Origin of the sequence: Microbacterium hydrocarbonoxydans (genome assembly GCF_000956475.1) — a bacterium.
Taxonomy (GTDB): Bacteria; Actinomycetota; Actinomycetes; order Actinomycetales; family Microbacteriaceae; genus Microbacterium; species Microbacterium hydrocarbonoxydans_A.
Genome location: NZ_JYJB01000005.1, coordinates 13,047 through 30,521, shown reverse-complemented (window position 1 = coordinate 30,521; position 17,475 = coordinate 13,047). Strand labels below are relative to the sequence as shown.

The following is a 17,475-nucleotide window of genomic DNA, read 5'->3' as shown; positions in this document are numbered from 1 at the left end:
CCGGCGAATGCGCGAGGGAAGGGCGGCGGCATACGCTCGCCGACATGGCACTCCTCGACACCGCAGCTGTTGCAGTTCCTCTCGGCGGACCCGACCTCCCTCAGGAGCGTCGGATCGTGACCGAGCTCCCCGGGCCTCGCTCGGCGGAGATCCTCGCCCGCAAGGCGGATGCCGTCGCCGCCGGCGTCGGCCACACGGTTCCCGTCGCGACTGTCGCGGCCGGCGGCGGAGTCGTCGTCGACGCCGACGGAAACTCCCTCATCGACCTGGGCTCCGGCATCGCGGTCACCACGGTCGGCAACGCGCACCCGAAGGTCGCCGCCGCCGTCGCCGCTCAGGCCGCCCAGTTCACGCACACCTGCTTCATGATCTCGCCGTACGAGTCGTACATCGAGGTCGCGGAGGCGCTCAATCGCGTCACCCCGGGCGACTTCGCGAAGAAGAGCGCCCTGTTCAACTCCGGCGCAGAGGCCGTCGAGAACGCGATCAAGATCGCCCGCAAGCACACGGGCCGCCAAGCCGTCGTGGCCTTCGACCACGGCTACCACGGCCGCACCAACCTGACCATGGCGCTGACCGCCAAGTCGATGCCCTACAAGAGCGGCTTCGGCCCGTTCGCGCCCGAGGTGTACCGCGCCACCGCGTCGTACCCCTTCCGTGACGGACTCAGCGGCGCGGACGCTGCGGCCCGCGCGATCCTCCAGCTCGAGAAGCAGATCGGCGCCGACAACCTCGCCGCCGTCATCATCGAGCCGATCCAGGGCGAGGGCGGCTTCATCGTCCCCGCCGACGGGTTCCTCCCCGCGATCGTCGACTGGTGCCGCGCGAACGGCGTCGTCTTCATCGCCGACGAGGTGCAGACCGGATTCGCCCGCACCGGAGCGATGTTCGCCAGCGAGATCTTCGGCATCGAGCCCGACCTGATCACGACGGCCAAGGGCATCGCCGGCGGTCTTCCGCTCGCCGCGGTCACCGGCCGCGCCGAGATCATGGATGCCTCGCACTCGGGTGGCCTTGGCGGCACCTACGGCGGCAACCCGATCGCCTGCGCCGCGGCGCTCGCCGCGATCGACGTCTTCGAGAACGACGGGATGATCGAGCGCGCGCGCGAGATCGGCGAGCTCCTGAAGGGCCGCCTCGCCGGAATTCAGCAGTCCGACGCCCGGATCGGCGACATCCGCGGTCACGGCGCGATGATCGCCGCCGAGTTCGTCGACCCGGAGACCAAGGCTCCGGATGCCGCGCTCACCGCAGCCGTCGCCAAGGCGTGCATCGCCCAGGGAGTGATCGTCCTCACCTGCGGAACCTACGGCAACGTCATCCGCTTCCTGCCCCCGCTCTCGATCGGCGACGACCTTCTGAACGAGGGCCTTGACGTCGTCGCGGCGGCACTCTCGGCCGTCTGAGCCGACACCACAAACGTCCGGCCGCGACTCGTGTCGGGGGATTTCGAGTCGCGGCCGGCACATTCTCTTCATGACAAAGGAGTTGCACGATGACTGAGATCACCCGTGACGTACTGATCATCGGCGCCGGGGCCGCGGGCACCACCGCCGCCAACGACCTGCGCAAGGCCGGCCTCTCGGTGGCGGTGCTGGAGGCGCGCGACCGCGTGGGCGGACGCCTGTGGACCGACGTCATCGAGGGCGCCATGCTCGAGATCGGCGGACAGTGGGTGTCGCCCGATCAGGACGCGCTCAAGGACACGATCGCGGAGCTGGGGCTCGAGACCTACAGCCGCTACCGCGAGGGCGACAGCGTGTACGTCGGCCCCGACGGCCAGGTGCACCGCTTCACGGGCGAGATGTTCCCGGTGTCGGAGGCGACCGAGAAGGTCATCGCCGACATCACCGAGCGCCTCGACGCCATGGTCGCCGAGATCGATCCCGACCAGCCCTGGGCGCATCCGAAGGCCGAGGAGTGGGACACGATCACCTGGGACGCCTGGCTGCGCGAGCAGACCGACGACGACGAGGCCGTCCGCAACCTCGCCTTCGCCACCGGCTCCGCCATGCTCACCAAGCCGACGCATGCGTTCTCGCTCCTGCAGTCGCTGCTGATGGCGGCATCCGCCGGCTCCTACTCGAACCTCGTCGACGCCGACTTCATCCTCGACAAGCGCGTCGTCGGCGGCCTGCAGCAGGTTCCGCAGCTGCTGGCTGAGCGTCTCGGCGACGACGTCTTCCTGAACCAGCCGGTGCGCACGCTCGAGTGGTCCGACGCGGGCGTGATCGCCACCACCGACCAGATGACGGTCAAGGCGCGCTACGCGATCCTCGCGTTCGCCCCTGTGCTCTACAACCGCATCTCCTTCGTGCCCGCCCTTCCTCGTCGGCAGCACCAGATGCACCAGCACCTGTCCATGGGCTTCGTGATCAAGGTGCACGCGGTCTACGACCGCCCGTTCTGGCGCGAGAGCGGACTGAGCGCGACCGCGTTCAGCCCGTACGAGCTGTGCCACGAGGCCTACGACAACACCAACCACGGCGACGAGCGCGGCACGCTCGTCGGCTTCGTCAGCGACCAGAACGCCGACGACCTGTTCACGCTGACCGCGGAGGAGCGCAAGGAGCGCATCCTCGAGTCTCTCTCGCACTACTACGGCCCGGAGGCGAAGAACCCGGTCGTGTACTACGAGAGCGACTGGGGCACCGAGGAGTGGACCCGCGGCGCGTACGCCGCGAGCTTCGACATGGGCGGTCTGCACCGCTACGGCGCCGACCTGCGCACACCCGTGGGCCCGATCCACTTCGCCTGCAGCGACCTCGCCGGAGCCGGCTACCAGCACGTCGACGGAGCGATCCGCATGGGTCACCTGGCGGCCTCGAACATCGTGGCCTCGAGCCGCGACGCCGGCTGATGAGCGGCGCCATCGTCGTCGGCTACACGGCGACGGATGCCGGAGCCGACGCGGCAGCGCTCGGCGCGCGCCTCGCGCGCAGCCTCGACGCCACCCTGCACCTCGTGATCGTCCTTCCTTCCGAGGGGACGCGCAGCGCCATGGTCCCGCCTGAACGGGCCTACGAGGAGCACATCCGCGCCCAGGGCAAGAAGTGGCTGACGGATGCCGTCGCCGCTCTGCCCCCGGGCATCACGAGTTCCGGTCACGTGCGCTTCGGCGAGTCGTTCGCCGAAGGCCTCGTGGCCGCCGGCGAGGAGTTCGGCGCCCGCCTGATCGTGGTCGGCGCAGCCGGGGGAGGCCTCTTCGGGCGCCACCGTCTCGGCAGCGTCGCCTCCGAGCTGCTGCACTCCTCGACCATCCCCGTCGCCCTGGCGCCGGCAGGCATCGCCCAGCAGGACGATCACGTCGTGCCGCGCGTCACGGTCGCCGTCGGCACCCGCCCGGGCTCTGAGGCGCTGCTCGACGAGGCCGCCGCGATCGCCGCAGACGCGGGAACCGACCTCCGTCTGGTGTCCCTCGTGCCGTTCGACGTGCCTCCCGGCCTCGACACGGGCATGATCCGCCTCGTCACCGGCGCACACGGGCACGACGTGCTCGCTGTCGCAGCGGAGCTGCTGCCCGATGGCATCCGCGCCTCGATCGAAGAGGCCACCGGCGACAGCGTCGAAGACGCCGTCGCGCACCTCTCCTGGCTGCCCGGCGAGGTCATCCTCGTCGGGTCGTCACGGCTCGCACAGCCCCGCAGGCTGTTCCTGGGCTCGACCGCAGCGAAGATGCTGCACGAACTGCCCGTCCCCATGATCGTCGTCCCGCGCACCCGCGCCGAAGCAGGAGCCCGCTGATGAGCAGCACCGATTCCGCCGTCACCACCGGCGTCTCCCAGAAGGGGCTGAGCGTCGGAGCGGTCGGCGTGGTGGGCGCCGTCGTCATCGGCATCTCGACCATCGCCCCCGCCTACACGCTGACCGCATCCCTCGGCCCGACCGTCGCGGTCGTCGGCACCCAGGTGCCCGCGATCATCCTGGTCGGCTTCATCCCCATGCTCCTCACGGCCTTCGGCTACCGCGAGCTGAACCGGGCGATCCCCGACTCGGGAACCTCCTTCACATGGGGCGTGCGTGCATTCGGCCCGTGGATCGGCTGGATGACGGGCTGGGGACTGATCGCCGCGACCGTGATCGTGCTCTCGAACCTCGCCGGCATCGCGGTGGAGTTCCTGTTCCTGCTGATCTCGCAGCTCACCGGCAACGCCGCCATCGCCGATCTCGCCTTCAACCCGTTCATCAACGTCGGCGTGTGCCTGCTGTTCATGCTGGGTGCGACCCTGGTGTCGTACCGCGACATGCAGACCACCCAGAAGTTCCAGTACATCCTGGTCGGGTTCCAGATGATCGTCCTCGTGATCTTCGCCACCGTCGCGATCGTCAAGGCCGTGCAGGGCGACGCACCGGATCCCACCGCGTTCTCGTGGTCGTGGTTCAACCCGTTCGAGGTGTCGTCGTTCAGCGCCTTCGCGGCCGGACTCTCGCTGTCGATCTTCATCTTCTGGGGCTGGGACGTCGTGCTCACGATGAACGAGGAGACCAAGGACCCGACCAAGACCCCGGGTCGGGCCGCCATGGTCACGGTCGTCGTGGTCGTGAGCCTGTACCTGCTGCTCTCGATCGGCCTCATCATGTTCGCCGGGGTCGGAGACGGCCCGCTGGGGCTCGCCAACGAGGACATCTCGGCCAACGTCTTCTTCGCGCTGTCCGATCCGATCCTCGGTCCGCTCGCCTTCCTCGTGTCGCTCGCCGTTCTCTCCAGCTCCGCGGCCTCGCTGCAGTCCACCGCGGTGGGCCCCGCGCGCACGCTCCTCGCGATGGGCTACTACGACGCGCTGCCGAAGAAGTTCGCGAAGGTCAGCCCCCGGTTCTTCACGCCCGGCTACGCGACCATCGTGTCCGCCGTCGTCGCGAGCGTGTTCTACGCCGTCATGCGACTGGTGAGCGAGAACGTCCTCACCGACACCATCCTGTCGCTGGGCATGATGATCTGCTTCTACTACGGCCTCACCGCGTTCGCGTGCGTGTGGTATTTCCGCCGGCAGTGGTTCGATTCGGCGCGCAGCTTCTTCTTCACGTTCCTGTTCCCGCTCGTCGGCGGCGCGATCCTCGCGGTGCTGTTCGTCACGACCCTGATCGACTCGATGGACCCGGCTTACGGCAGCGGTTCGAGCGTCGGCGGCGTCGGCCTCGTGTTCGTGCTCGGCGTCGGCATCATCGGCGTCGGCATCGTGATCATGGTGTGGCAGGCCATCCGCCGGCCCGCCTTCTTCCGCGGCGAGACGCTGGGGGCGGATGCTCCGCCCAGCCTTCGTCGTCGCTGACCCTCGCACGCACTCACAGAAAGAGAACCCATGAGCACTCAGACAGAGCAGGCTCTGCTCGACAGCATCCCCACCGGCCTCTTCATCGGCGGCGAGTGGGTAGACGGCGAGACCGGTGCCACGTTCGACGTGCACGACCCCGCGACGGGAGACGTGATCCGCACGATCGCCGACGCGACCCCGGCCGACGGCATCCGCGCCCTCGACGCCGCCGTGGCGGCGCAGGAGTCCTGGGCGGCCACCGCCCCGCGAACCCGCAGCGACATCCTCCGCCGCGCCTTCGACCTCGTGCAGGAGCACAAGGAGGACCTGGCGCTGCTGATGACGCTCGAGATGGGCAAGCCGCTCGCCGAGGCCCGCGGCGAGGTCGTCTACGGCGGTGAGTTCCTGCGGTGGTTCAGCGAGGAGGCCGTGCGCATCGCCGGCCGCTACGGCCTGAACCCCGAGGGCACTGGCAACATGGTCGTGTCGCAGCGTCCCGTGGGCCCGTCGTTCTTCGTGACGCCGTGGAACTTCCCGTTCGCCATGGCGACCCGCAAGATCGCCCCTGCGCTCGCCGCGGGATGCACCGTCGTGATCAAGCCCCCGGCACTCACCCCGCTCACCACGATGTTCTTCACCACGCTGCTGGAGAAGGCGGGCCTGCCCAAGGGCGTCGTGAACGTCGTGCAGACCTCGCGTTCGAGTGCGCTGTCGGCCCCGATCATCGCCGACCCGCGTCTGCGCAAGCTGTCGTTCACCGGATCGACAGAGGTCGGCCGCAAGCTCATCGCTCAGGCCGCCGAGGGCGTGCTGCGCGTGTCGATGGAGCTCGGCGGCAACGCCCCGTTCGTCGTGTTCGAGGATGCAGACCTCGACAAGGCCGTGGAGGGCGCACTGGCTGCGAAGTTCCGCAACATCGGTCAGGCCTGCACGGCCGCGAACCGCTTCATCGTGCACAAGGACGTCGCCGCGGAGTTCGGCCGCCGCGTGACCGAGCGGGTCAACGCCATGAAGATCGGCCGCGGCACCGAGGAGGGCGTCGCGATCGGACCGCTCATCGACCAGGATGCCGTCGCCAAGGCCGCCGAGCTCGTGGGCGACGCCGTGGACAAGGGCGCCAGGCTGCTCGCCGGCGGCAAGGCTCTCGAGGGCACCGGCACGTTCTACGAGCCCACCGTGCTCACCGACGTCGTTCCCGGCTCGGCGATCCTCCGCGAGGAGATCTTCGGCCCGGTGCTCGCGATCGCGACCTTCGAGAGCGAGGATGAGGCTGTGCGCCTCGCCAACGACACCGAGTACGGCCTCGTGTCGTACGTGTTCACCGAGAACCTGCAGCGCGGGCAGCGGATGATCGACAAGCTCGAGACCGGCATGATGGGTCTGAACGTGGGCGTCGTGTCGAATGCGGCGGCTCCCTTCGGCGGCGTCAAGCAGTCCGGCGTCGGCCGCGAGGGCGGTTTCGAGGGCATCCACGAATACCTGTCCACCAAGTACACGCTGATCCCGGTCGCCTGACCTCTGCCGGTTTCTGGGTCCCTGAGCCTGTCGAAGGGTCCCGATGAACGAAAGGACCACCCACATGAGCGACTACGCCGTCGTCAACCCGGCAACGGGCGAGACCGTTGCCACCTACGAGACCTTCACCGACGCGCAGATCGAGGATGCCGTCGCCCGCGCCGCGTCTGCGGCCCGCACATGGGCGGCGACCTCGCCGGCCGATCGCGCCGCCGTCATCCGCCGCATCGCCGAGCTGCACCGCGAGCGCAAAGACGAACTGGGCGCGATCATCGTGCGCGAGATGGGCAAGCCGATCGCCGCCGCGGTCGGCGAGGTCGAGTTCGCCGCGGACATCGTCGAGTTCTACGCAGACAACATCGACAGGATCACGTCCGATCAGCCGCTGGACATCCTCGGCGACGGCACTGCTGTCGTGCGCCGTTCGCCGCTGGGCGCACTGCTGGGCATCATGCCGTGGAACTTCCCGGCGTACCAGGTCGCCCGCTTCGCGGCGCCCAACCTCGCGGTCGGCAACACGATCATCCTCAAGCACGCTCCGCAGTGCCCGGAGTCGGCTGCGGCGATCGAGGCGATCTACCGAGATGCCGGCCTGCCCGACGGCGGCTACGTCAACGTGTACGCGACCAACGAGCAGGCGGCGACCATCATCGCCGACCCGCGCGTGCAAGGGGTCTCGGTGACCGGTTCGGAGCGCGCAGGCGCCGCCGTCGCCGAGGTCGCCGGCCGCAACCTCAAGAAGGTCGCGCTCGAGCTGGGCGGATCCGACCCGTTCATCGTGCTGTCCACCGACGACCTCGACGCCACGGTGCAGGCCGGGGTCGACGCCCGCCTGGACAACAACGGCCAGGCCTGCAACGGCGCGAAGCGCTTCATCGTGGTCGACGGGCTCTACGACGCCTTCGTCGAGAAGTTCACCGCGGCCATGGCCGCCGTCAAGCCCAGCGACCCGACCCTCGAGGACACCGTGCTCGGCCCCGTCTCGTCGGAGACCGCGGCGGCGAACCTGCAGAAGCAGATCGACCAGGCTGTGGAGCAGGGGGCGACTGTGCTCACCGGCGGCAGCCGCGAGGGGGCCTTCTTCGAGCCGACCGTGCTCGCCGACGTGACGCCGGAGATGAACGTCTACCGCGAGGAGCTCTTCGGCCCGGCAGCGGTCGTGTACCGCGTCGCCGACGAGGATGCGGCGGTCGAGCTCGCGAACGACACCTCGTTCGGCCTCGGCTCGTACGTCTTCACGACCGACGCCGAGCAGGCGCAGCGCGTCGCCGACCGGATCGAGGCCGGCATGGTCTACGTCAACCTCGTGCTGGCGGACAGCCCCGAGCTGCCTTTCGGCGGTATCAAGCGCAGCGGCACGGCCCGCGAGCTGGGCTACCTGGCCGCGGACGAGTTCGTCAACAAGAAGCTCATCCGGGTCGCCTGAGCGCGTCTAACGAAGGCGGGGTCGGATGCCGTGGCATCCGACCCCGCCTTCGTCGCGAGCGGGTGTGATCAGCTCTCGATCAGGGCACGGACCTCTGCGGCCTCGCCGTCCCGGCCGAGCTGCTCGAGCACGTCGCCGAGCTCGAGCGCCGAGACCTGGCGCAGCGGTGGGATCTGAGTGCCGCGCTCGAGCGCCGCGCGGTACAGCGGCACCGCGTCGGCCGCACGCTCGCTCCCGCTGAGCAGGCGCGCGGCGAACAGCTCCGATCCACCCGCGGATCCTTCGTCTCCGAGCGCCGAGAACGCGTCGGCTGCGGTGAGTGCGGCGGCGACGGCCTCGTCGATGCGCCCGAATGCGCCCAGAGCCCTGCCGCGCGAGTCGGTGACATCGGCGAGGAGCCAGCCCGCGTCGTGCTGCTGAGCGAGAGAGGCCACCTCGTCGAACAGTGCGAAGGCGCGGTCGTCCTGCTGGCCGCCGTACGCCTGTCCGAGGTTGTGCAGGACGTCTGCGAGGGTGCCGACGGCCTCCGGGTCCTTCCGCACGATCTCCGCCGCCGACTCCAGCTGCTCGATCGCGTCCTCGTGCTCGTCGAAGCGGGCCAGGATCTTCGCTCGTTCAAGCATCGCCATGGCCTGATCCGCGAGCTGCTCGGCCTCGCCGAACAGCTCGGCCGCATAGCCATAGGCCCCCACCGACTGCCCGTACTCGCCCGAGGCGGCCAGTGCGCGAGCGAGCATCGACGCCGTCATGGCGCGCGATCCCGCTGGCACGTCCGACTGCTCCTCGCGCTCGAGCACGGTGCCGAACAGCTCGGCCGCCTCCTCGGCATCCCCGGCGGAGAGCATGCCGCGCGCCAGCCGGAAGTTCACCGCCGTGGCGTCGCCGCCGTCCTGTTCTGCGAAGCGCGCGGCGACCCGGTAGCGCGCCACGGCCTGCTCGGGTTCTCCGGCATCCTCCCAGAGGGCTCCTGCGAGCAGATGGGCCGATCCCAGCGCCGTCGTCGCCCCGAGACCGGCGAGCAGCCGGCACGCCTCGTCGGCATCCGCGGCACCCTCGGCGAACTGCTCGGATCCGCCGCGCATGCGCGCCCTGGTCTGCAGAGCACGCGCGCGATGCCCGATGCCGAGGTCGTCCTGTGCGAGGAACCTCTCGAGCAGCACGGAGGCGGCGTCCATGTCGCCCGTGTTCAGCACGGCAGACAGCGCGAGCAGCGTGGTCGTGTTCGACAGGCGGGGATCCGCGGCCTCTGCGAAGTGCCGCGCGGCCTGCTCCGCGAGATCCAGGGCCGCGGCCGGCTCGTCTTCCCTCAGGTGGAGCGAGGCCCGGCTGAGCGCCAGGTCGCCCCGCGACCAGGCGGGCAGAGAATCGGATGCCGCGAGCTCGTGTTCGAGCATCTCCGTCGCGTCCGGCGTGTTCAGGCCGAAGGTAGCCAGGCCCAGTCGCGACTCCAGATCGGCCTGGGCGTCCAGCCCCGCCTCGCGGAGAGCCTCGATGCGAGCGGACAGCAGAGCGGCAGCCTCGTCGGCGCGATCCAGCGCGACCAGGATGCCGATGCGCATCGACTGCAGCTGTGCGCGCTTCGCCGCGTCCTCGACCTCGAGGGCTCGGGGGAGCGCGGCGAGAGTCTCGTGCTCGGCGCCGTACTGCGCCAGCTCGCTGGCCCGCTCGAACCACCCTTCGGCATCCTGCGGCGTGTTCGCCGCGGGCGCCGCCACGAAGGCGTCCGAGCGGATCGGCACGTCGTACTGCTCTGCAGCCAGCGCCCGCATGCGCTCGAGTGAACGGGCGTGGCCGGAGGTCTCGTCGCGCTGGTCGAAGGCAGCGCCGATGCGCTCGGCGGCGGCCCATGACGCAGCCGCGAGATCCTGGGCGCTCCAGGGCCCCGAGTGCGCGCCGAACAGCGGCACGAGGGCCGCTGCATCCGCTCCCCGCACCGGGGTTCCCCCGTGCCCTGCAGCGGTCACGCGGTCGAGAGCGACCGCGAAGGCCGACAGCGCGGCGAAATGCGCGTCGACGTTGAGGCCGTCGTGCGCGAGCCACGCGATGTGCCGCTCGATGAGTGCGAGGGCTCGCGCTTCGTTGCCGGTCACCGCGGCGAAGACGATGTTGTTCGCCACGATGCGCAGGTTGTCGGGGTTGTCCTTGGCGAGACGGTAGCTTCGCAGGTGCGCGCTCTTCGCCTCGTCGAAGCGCCCTGCGCGCAGATAGGGGAGCAGGACGCGCGAGAGCGCGTGCTCGGGCTCCTCGCCGCAGGAGAACCCGCCCTCGATCATCTCCTCGACGAGACGGATGGCGTCGTCATCGCGGTCGGTGTCGGCGAAGAAGCCCGCGAACTGGCTGCGTCCGCAGGCGTCGCAATGACTGTGGTCGTCGCGCGGCGTCGCCTCCAGCTGCACCCGCAGAGCCTCTGCGTCGTCGATGCGACCGGCGTCCCAGGCATCCTCGAAGCGTGCAGTGAGCACCCCGCTGAGTCCGAGTCCCGCGGTCCGATAGTGCGATTCCATGTCGTCGAGCACGGCCGTGATCTGCTCGGTCGAGAACGCGGGAGAGGAGCGCAGCGCCGAGGCCATCCACTTGAACTGCCACATCAGGTCGGCGCCGCCGTTGTCGAGATCGGCCGGGAAGCGCTGAGGATCGGCGTCATGGTGCGCGAGGCACCACGCGAAGGAGTTCAGCATCACATCGGTCGCGCCGCCCATGTTGGCCGAGGCCGTCTGCCGCATACGCGCCTGGTACTCCAGCTGCTCATCGCCGATCTCGATCGCGAGAGCGACAGCCTCGGAGACGAGCGCCTGCTCTGCAGGCCCCCACGGTGTGCGATCGATCTCCTCGATCAGCTGCTGGAAGCGCTTCTTCGGACGTGTCATCGGGGCCTTTCAGAGTGAATCGAAGGAGATGGCGTCGCCCTCGATGCCGGCGGAGAGGGAGACGAGATCGCTGAGGGCGCTCGTCATGAGGGCGCGGTCGGCGTCGCTCAGCGGGTGATGCCCTGCGAGCAGCGCCTGGATGTACAAGAGCTGCACCGTGCGGTCGAACACGGCGTCGTCCTGCACGCGCACGAGCGCTCGCACCACGCGGTTCGACCAGTTCAGGCACAGCCGCGCGCTCAGGTCGTCGTCGCGCGCCGCAGCGGCCGAGCTGTCGATGCGGTCGAGGACGCCGCTCCACAGCGAGCCGGTGACGCCCCTGGTGCGGCGACGGTCGATCGAGCGCAGCACCTCGGGGTCGGCGACGTACAGACCGGCCAGGTCGGGGCGATCGATCGAGCGGACCACCACGGAGCAGCCGGATGCCGTGAGCACTCCGCCCGCCCGCGACTCGAGCGCCACCGCGGCCTCGCGGTCATCGAGCGGCGGCGGGTCGAGCCGGTCGAGCTCCCCAGCGACGTCGACCTTCTCGACGGTGACCTCGGGGTACAGCTCCGGCAGCAGACGGACGAGGTCGGCGTCATACAGGTAGCCGCCGTTGACCAGGACCTCGGATGCCGGCGAGATGCCCGCGACCTGGCGGAACTCGTCGACGGTCGCGGCGAAGCGCACGTGCGGGAACCGATCGACGAGGTCGCCGATGCGCATCGTGCCGTGCGTGGTCTCGAGCGTGAGCCACCGGGTGATGAACGCGGCGAGCTCCTCGTCGTGGCGGACCAGAGACTTCAAGCCGACCTCGTGCACCGCGACGAACTGAGCGAGGCGATGCGGCTCGGTGAGCCCGAGCTCGAGCACCCAGCGCCGGATGCCGGCACCCAGCTGCTCGCGGACGCGCTCGAGCGCGGCATCCTCCACCAGCGATTCGCGGCTCGCGGTGGGCGCGAGCCCCGTCGAATCGATCACGGCTCGCACGAAGAACGCCCACTCCGGGAGAACGTCGTCGACGCGCTCCGAGAGCAGCATGCGTCCCAGGTACATGCGCGTGGCCTGACGGGCGCCCGGCGGGGGAGCGAAGGGCAGGACGTACGCGAGACCGCGCGTGCCCGTCGCCGGCTCCGACAGCTCGATCACGTCGAGCGGACTCGCGCCCAGGAGCTCGCGGCCGTACCGCACGGCCTGCTCGGGGTCTGAAGAGAGGAACGGGGCCGGATGCGTGATGTCGATCTCGCCCGCAGGCGTATCGATGGTCACCCGAACGGGCAGGAACTCGCCGAAGGTCGTGGCGAGCTCGCGCACAGCGGCCGGCCGCAGCAGCTCGTCTGCGTCGAACCGCGGTACCAGGTGCACGCTCGTTCCGATCGGAAGCTCTTCATCGAGCTCGACCACCTGGAACGTCCCGTCAGAGCTTCCTGTCCACTCCACGGAGGCGCCGCCGCGCGCGCTGCGCGAGCGGATGATGATCGTGTCGGCGACCATGAAGCAGCTGAGCAGGCCGATGCCGAACTGGCCGAGGTAGTCGCTTCGCGGCATGTCGAAGATGTCGCGCTTGGATGAGCGGCCGACCGTGGCGAGCAGGTCGGCGACCTCGGTCGCCGTGAGCCCGATCCCGTCGTCGCGGAGCACGAACTCACCTGAGTCGTCGGTGAACGGCGTGATCGTGATGCGGCCGCCTGCGCCGTCGACCTCGCGCCTCGCCGTGATGGCGTCGCGGGCGTTCTGGAGCAGCTCGCGCAGGTAGACCCGGGGGCTCGAGTAGATGTGCCTGCTGAGCAGATCGACCACGCCGCGCAGATCGACCTGGAACTGCTTGACCTCCGCGCTCACATGCGCTCCCTCCCGGCTCTCGCCCGCCTGTCGAGCCTAACAACTGCGCTTTTGCGCCCGCGGTTCGAGAGCATCCCGCGGATGCCGTATGCTGGTGGAGCAGTTGTTGTCTGCAATCTTTCGCTGTGCCCGGGTCTACCGATCACAGGTCAAGCGAAGAGAGCGGATGACGAACCCGAGGCCATCCGGCCTCTAGGGCGGTAGCTCAATTGGCAGAGCAGCGGTCTCCAAAACCGCAGGTTGCAGGTTCGATTCCTGTCCGCCCTGCGCGTCAGCGCATCGCTGGCACACGAAAGGTACATTCAGGATGGATCAGGAAGAACCGCGTGGCGAGGTCGTCGCGACCGGTGCCACCCGAGAGAAGAAGCGCAACTTCTTCGCCCGGTTCTTCGGAGGCATCGCACTGTTCCTCCGCCAGGTCATCGCTGAGCTTCGCAAGGTCGTCACGCCGACCCGCAAGGAGCTGATCAAGTTCACCGCGGTGGTCCTCGTCTTCGTCCTGATCGTGATGGGCATCGTCTACGGACTTGACACCCTGTTCGCGTGGCTGACGCACGTGGTGTTCGGGGTTCCGGGCACCTGATGCCACCGCGGCTACGGCCGCACACATGGAGAAGAAAAACGTGTCTGAACGCTATTCCGACGACGCCGACTGGGCGACCGCTGCAGAGCAGTCCAGCGAAGAGGACGAAGCCCAGGAGGGCAACGTCCTCGCCGCAGAGGAGTTCTCGGTCACCTCGGCGGAGCACGTCGCGATCCACATCGAAGATGAGGACGACGACGACAGCGGGGCAGACGAAGACATCGACATCGACATCGACGACCCGGAGGCGGACGCGATCGTGAACGACGCTCTCAACCTGGACGAAGCGGCTGAATCTGAGGCTGCCGCTGAGGTCCTGAACGATTCTGTGGCCGAAGAGGCGGCTGACCTCGAGGCCGCTGCGGCCGAGGAGGTCACCCCCTACGACGGCCCCGACCTCGGTGCTGACGACGAGCAGGGCGACGAGGACGAGCAGGGGGACGACTCCGAGGAAGACCCCTATGAGGCCTTCCGTGCCGATCTGCGCATGCTCCCCGGCAAGTGGTACGTCATCCACTCCTACGCGGGCTTCGAGCGCAAGGTCAAGGCGAACATCGAGCAGCGCAAGTCGACGCTCGAGGTCGAGGACGAGATCTACCAGATCGAGGTCCCGATGGAGGACGTCGTCGAGATCAAGAACGGCCAGCGCAAGATGGTCAACCGCGTGCGCATCCCCGGCTACGTGCTGGTGCGCATGGAGCTCAACGAGGACACCTGGTCGGTCGTCCGCCACACGCCCGGTGTGACCGGATTCGTGGGCAACGCGCACAACCCGACTCCGCTGCGCTTCGAGGAGGCCTTCAACATGCTGAAGGCTCTCGTCGAGGTCAAGGACGTCCCGACCGCCAAGAACATCGCGGCCAAGGGCGGCGTCGCCGTCGCCCGTCCGCTGCCCGCCGAGGTCGACTTCGAGATCGGCGAGACCATCACGATCAAGGAGGGCTCGTTCGCCGGCCTTCCCGGTTCGATCAGCGAGATCAAGCCCGAGAGCGGCAAGCTCACGGTTCTCGTCTCTCTCTTCGAGCGCGAGACCCCGGTCGAGCTGTCGTTCGACCAGGTCACCAAGATGATCTGACATCTCTCTTACGAGAACGGCCGTCCCTTTCGGGGCGGCCGTTCTCGCGTTTCCGGCGGATGCCCTCAGTCGGCGTGCTGCGCGGCCCAGTGCGGGCTCTGGATCAGACCGATCAGGTTGCCGAACGGGTCGCTGACCGATGCCGACCACCAGCCCTCGCCGCGCTGCGTGACCGGGTCGAAGACGCTGGCCCCCAGGGCGAGCAGGCGGTCGAACGACGACTGGATGTCGTCGACGTGCATGCTGACCAGCGCGCCTCCGGGCTGAGTGAGGGCGGGACGGAAGCGTGCGTCCATCAGGGCGAACTCGTCCTCGTCGTCACCGAAACGCCATTCGGCGTACTGCGCGGGCCCCTGCTCTGGGCGCACGAAGTACGGTGCCGTCTCGAAGACGGCGGTGTACCACTCGACGGCGGCGTCCATGTCGACGGCGACGAGGTTGAGGTTGGCGAGTCCACGGAACATGGTGTTTCTCCTTCTGAAGGGGTGCGTGTTCTTCTATGCTCGACGTCGAAGTGATCATCTTCTGATCACTTTCAAAATCTTGTGAAAAGGAGCTCCGAGATCCGTGCCGATCGTCTGATCCAGGCGCTCCTGCTCCTGCAGGGACGTCCGCAGATCACCGCCGCCGAGCTGGCGGCGGAACTCGAGGTGTCGGTGCCCACGGCTCGCCGAGATCTCGAGGCGCTGGCCATGGCAGGTGTTCCGATCTATCCCACACGCGGACGCGGAGGAGGGTGGCGGCTGATCGGCGGCGCACGCACCGATCTGACCGGACTGACCGAAGGCGAGGTCACCTCGCTGCTGATCGGACTCGCACAGAACGGCCAGGCCGATCCGCAGCATGTCGCCGCCACGCGCAAGCTCCTGCGCGCGGTTCCTGCCCCTTTCCGCGAAGGCGCGCAGCGCATCGCGGAGGCGACCGTGCGCGACGTCGCCTGGGGAGAGACTGCCGACGTGGACGATCCCGCCAAGGTCGCGCTGCTGCAGCGCGCGATCGGGCGCCGCCTGCGCGTGCGCTTCGAGTATGCGGGCTCGCGCGGGCCGTCATCCGCCGAACTCGTCCCGCTCATGGTGGGCAGCCGGGGCGCGCGCTGGTATCTGCTCGGTGCGGCCGTGTCGGAAGGAGCCGACGTCGCCGACGAGGCCAGGCTGCGGACGTATCGGGTCGACCGCATCGCATCGCTCGAGATCCTGGGTGCGCCGGGTCATCCGCCTGCGGAGTTCGACGCCGCCGCGGTCTGGGCGCGGATGGTGGAGCGGGTCGAGGATCTGCGCGGGGCCGTCAGCGCGATCGTCCGCGTGGAGCCCTGGGCGGTGCGCGCGCTGTGCGATCGCTTCGGCCCTCAGGCCCGGCTGCTCGACGACGGGGAGAGCCTCGAGGAGAACGGTCGCGTGCGCGTCGAGGTCAGCGCTCACCGCGCAGACGCACTCGCCGAGCAGCTGGCCGGATGGGCGAGCGTCGCGGAAGTCGTCGAGCCCGTTGAGATCCGCGAGGAGCTGCGCCTGCTGGGAGAGCGCATCGCTGCGACCTACCGGTGAGAACGGCACCCGTCCGCATCGGGTAGACTTGTGTGGTTTGTGCGTCACCCGACCGGGTCCCTGGGAATCTTCGGGCGTGTCGAGGGGCGTGCAGACGACCGCGATCCGGAGAAGCCGGAATCGCGGGAGAGCGGATGCAACCGGCATCCGTTCGATGAAAGGAAGAGGAAATGGCACCCAAGAAGAAGGTGACCGGCCTGATCAAGCTTCAGATCAACGCCGGTGCAGCCAACCCGGCGCCCCCGATCGGCCCTGCGCTCGGTCAGCACGGCGTCAACATCATGGAGTTCTGCAAGGCGTACAACGCCGCGACCGAGTCGCAGCGCGGCAACGTCATCCCCGTCGAGATCACCGTCTACGAGGACCGCAGCTTCACGTTCATCCTGAAGACCCCGCCGGCGGCGGAGCTCATCAAGAAGGCAGCGGGAGTCCCCAAGGGCTCCGCAACCCCGCACACGGTCAAGGTCGCGAAGATCACCAAGGACCAGGTCCGTCAGATCGCCGAGCAGAAGCAGGCCGACCTGAACGCGAACGACATCGAGGCTGCCTCGAAGATCATCGCCGGCACCGCCCGTTCCATGGGCATCACGGTCGAGGGCTGAGGAGAATAATCATGGCTACCAAGTCCAAGGCTTACAAGGCTGCCGCCGAGAAGATCGAGGCAGACCGTTTCTACACTCCCGCTGAGGCCGTCGCCCTGGCGAAGGAGACCGGCTCGACGAAGTTCGACTCGACCGTCGAGGTCGCGCTGAAGCTCGCTGTCGACCCCCGCAAGGCGGACCAGATGGTGCGCGGCACCGTCATCCTGCCTCACGGCACCGGCAAGACCGCCCGCGTCATCGTGTTCGCCACCGGCCCCGCGGCCGAAGCTGCGATCGCCGCCGGCGCCGATGAGGTCGGCGGCGCCGAGCTCATCGAGAAGGTCGCCGGCGGCTGGACCGCGTTCGACGCGGCCGTCTCCACCCCGGAGCTCATGGGCCAGGTCGGTCGCCTCGGAAAGGTCCTGGGTCCGCGTGGACTCATGCCGAACCCGAAGACCGGCACCGTGACCCCCAACACGGCGAAGGCCGTCGAGGAGATCAAGGGCGGCAAGATCGAGTTCCGCGTCGACAAGCACGCCAACGTGCACTTCGTCGTCGGCAAGGCCTCGTTCACGGCCGAGCAGCTGAACGAGAACATCGACGCCGCGCTCGAGGAGATCGTCCGCCTCAAGCCGTCGAGCTCGAAGGGCCGCTACATCCAGAAGGGCGCCGTGTCGACCACGTTCGGCCCCGGCATCCCGCTGGACGTCAACGCCATCTGAGTCTGACTCACAGAGAGGTCCCCGCTCCGGCGGGGACCTTTCGCGTTCCCGGGCCCGTGTGAAATCCGGCGTCATGGGAAAGAGAACAC

At 68.8% G+C, this 17,475-nt stretch carries 14 protein-coding genes and 1 tRNA gene; 12 read left to right on the top strand and 3 right to left on the bottom strand.

Translation table 11 applies throughout. The annotated features are described in order from the left end of the window. Positions 1 to 44: 44 nt before the first annotated feature. The 6 genes from gabT (at position 45) to RS84_RS02390 (ending at position 8,193) form a co-directional block, all read left to right on the top strand. Entirely contained in the window at positions 45 to 1,406 is a 1,362-nt protein-coding gene (gene gabT / locus RS84_RS02415; RefSeq protein ID WP_045256181.1) for a 4-aminobutyrate--2-oxoglutarate transaminase, read from the top strand. Between the two features lie 89 nt (positions 1,407 to 1,495). Continuing rightward, a complete protein-coding gene (locus tag RS84_RS02410) occupies positions 1,496 to 2,860 on the top strand; it encodes a flavin monoamine oxidase family protein (protein ID WP_045256180.1) in 1,365 nt (454 codons plus the stop codon). Beyond that, the gene (locus RS84_RS02405) at positions 2,860 to 3,744 is read left to right on the top strand and encodes a universal stress protein (RefSeq protein ID WP_045256179.1); all 885 of its coding nucleotides are present in this window, start codon (positions 2,860 to 2,862) and stop codon (positions 3,742 to 3,744) included. The genes RS84_RS02410 and RS84_RS02405 overlap by 1 nt, the downstream gene beginning before the upstream one ends. Beyond that, positions 3,744 to 5,270 (top strand): APC family permease, encoded by a 1,527-nt coding sequence (locus RS84_RS02400; protein ID WP_045256178.1) that lies wholly within the window; start codon positions 3,744 to 3,746, stop codon positions 5,268 to 5,270. Before RS84_RS02405 ends, RS84_RS02400 begins: the two co-directional genes overlap by 1 nt. A gap of 30 nt (positions 5,271 to 5,300) precedes the next feature. Next, positions 5,301 to 6,767: an NAD-dependent succinate-semialdehyde dehydrogenase gene (locus RS84_RS02395; RefSeq protein WP_045256177.1), complete on the top strand. Its 1,467-nt coding sequence runs from the start codon at positions 5,301 to 5,303 to the stop codon at positions 6,765 to 6,767. A gap of 64 nt (positions 6,768 to 6,831) precedes the next feature. Next, the gene (locus RS84_RS02390) at positions 6,832 to 8,193 is read left to right on the top strand and encodes an NAD-dependent succinate-semialdehyde dehydrogenase (protein WP_045256176.1); all 1,362 of its coding nucleotides are present in this window, start codon (positions 6,832 to 6,834) and stop codon (positions 8,191 to 8,193) included. Positions 8,194 to 8,261: 68 nt separating this feature from the next. On the opposite strand, the gene RS84_RS02385 is transcribed toward RS84_RS02390, so the two are convergent. Together RS84_RS02385 and RS84_RS02380 are read right to left on the bottom strand one after the other, a co-directional pair. Next, on the bottom strand, positions 8,262 to 11,060 hold the full coding sequence (locus tag RS84_RS02385) for a hypothetical protein (RefSeq protein WP_045256175.1): 2,799 nt from the start codon (positions 11,058 to 11,060) through the stop codon (positions 8,262 to 8,264). 9 nt (positions 11,061 to 11,069) lie between these two features. Beyond that, on the bottom strand, positions 11,070 to 12,884 hold the full coding sequence (locus RS84_RS02380) for an HSP90 family protein (protein WP_045256174.1): 1,815 nt from the start codon (positions 12,882 to 12,884) through the stop codon (positions 11,070 to 11,072). Between the two features lie 194 nt (positions 12,885 to 13,078). On the opposite strand from RS84_RS02380, the gene RS84_RS02375 reads away from it, so the two are divergent. The 3 genes from RS84_RS02375 (at position 13,079) to nusG (ending at position 14,542) form a co-directional block, all read left to right on the top strand. Then, positions 13,079 to 13,151: transfer RNA gene (locus RS84_RS02375), tRNA-Trp, on the top strand. Between the two features lie 40 nt (positions 13,152 to 13,191). Then, positions 13,192 to 13,467 carry a preprotein translocase subunit SecE gene (secE, locus tag RS84_RS02370; protein WP_045256173.1) on the top strand — a complete coding sequence of 92 codons (276 nt, stop codon included), beginning with the start codon at positions 13,192 to 13,194 and terminating at the stop codon, positions 13,465 to 13,467. A gap of 40 nt (positions 13,468 to 13,507) precedes the next feature. Further along, positions 13,508 to 14,542, top strand: coding sequence for a transcription termination/antitermination protein NusG (gene nusG / locus RS84_RS02365; protein WP_045256172.1), 1,035 nt, complete (start codon positions 13,508 to 13,510; stop codon positions 14,540 to 14,542). A 65-nt stretch (positions 14,543 to 14,607) separates the two neighbouring features. Here the strand turns inward: nusG and RS84_RS02360 are convergent, their stop codons facing one another. Continuing rightward, entirely contained in the window at positions 14,608 to 15,006 is a 399-nt protein-coding gene (locus RS84_RS02360) for a VOC family protein (protein WP_045256171.1), read from the bottom strand. 81 nt (positions 15,007 to 15,087) lie between these two features. Between RS84_RS02360 and RS84_RS02355 the strand changes: the two genes are divergently transcribed. The 3 genes from RS84_RS02355 (at position 15,088) to rplA (ending at position 17,386) form a co-directional block, all read left to right on the top strand. Next, positions 15,088 to 16,083 (top strand): helix-turn-helix transcriptional regulator, encoded by a 996-nt coding sequence (locus RS84_RS02355; protein ID WP_200891954.1) that lies wholly within the window; start codon positions 15,088 to 15,090, stop codon positions 16,081 to 16,083. A gap of 170 nt (positions 16,084 to 16,253) precedes the next feature. Further along, positions 16,254 to 16,685 (top strand): 50S ribosomal protein L11, encoded by a 432-nt coding sequence (gene rplK / locus RS84_RS02350; protein ID WP_045256170.1) that lies wholly within the window; start codon positions 16,254 to 16,256, stop codon positions 16,683 to 16,685. Between the two features lie 11 nt (positions 16,686 to 16,696). Next, positions 16,697 to 17,386: a 50S ribosomal protein L1 gene (gene rplA / locus RS84_RS02345; RefSeq protein ID WP_045256169.1), complete on the top strand. Its 690-nt coding sequence runs from the start codon at positions 16,697 to 16,699 to the stop codon at positions 17,384 to 17,386. Positions 17,387 to 17,475 lie beyond the last annotated feature (89 nt).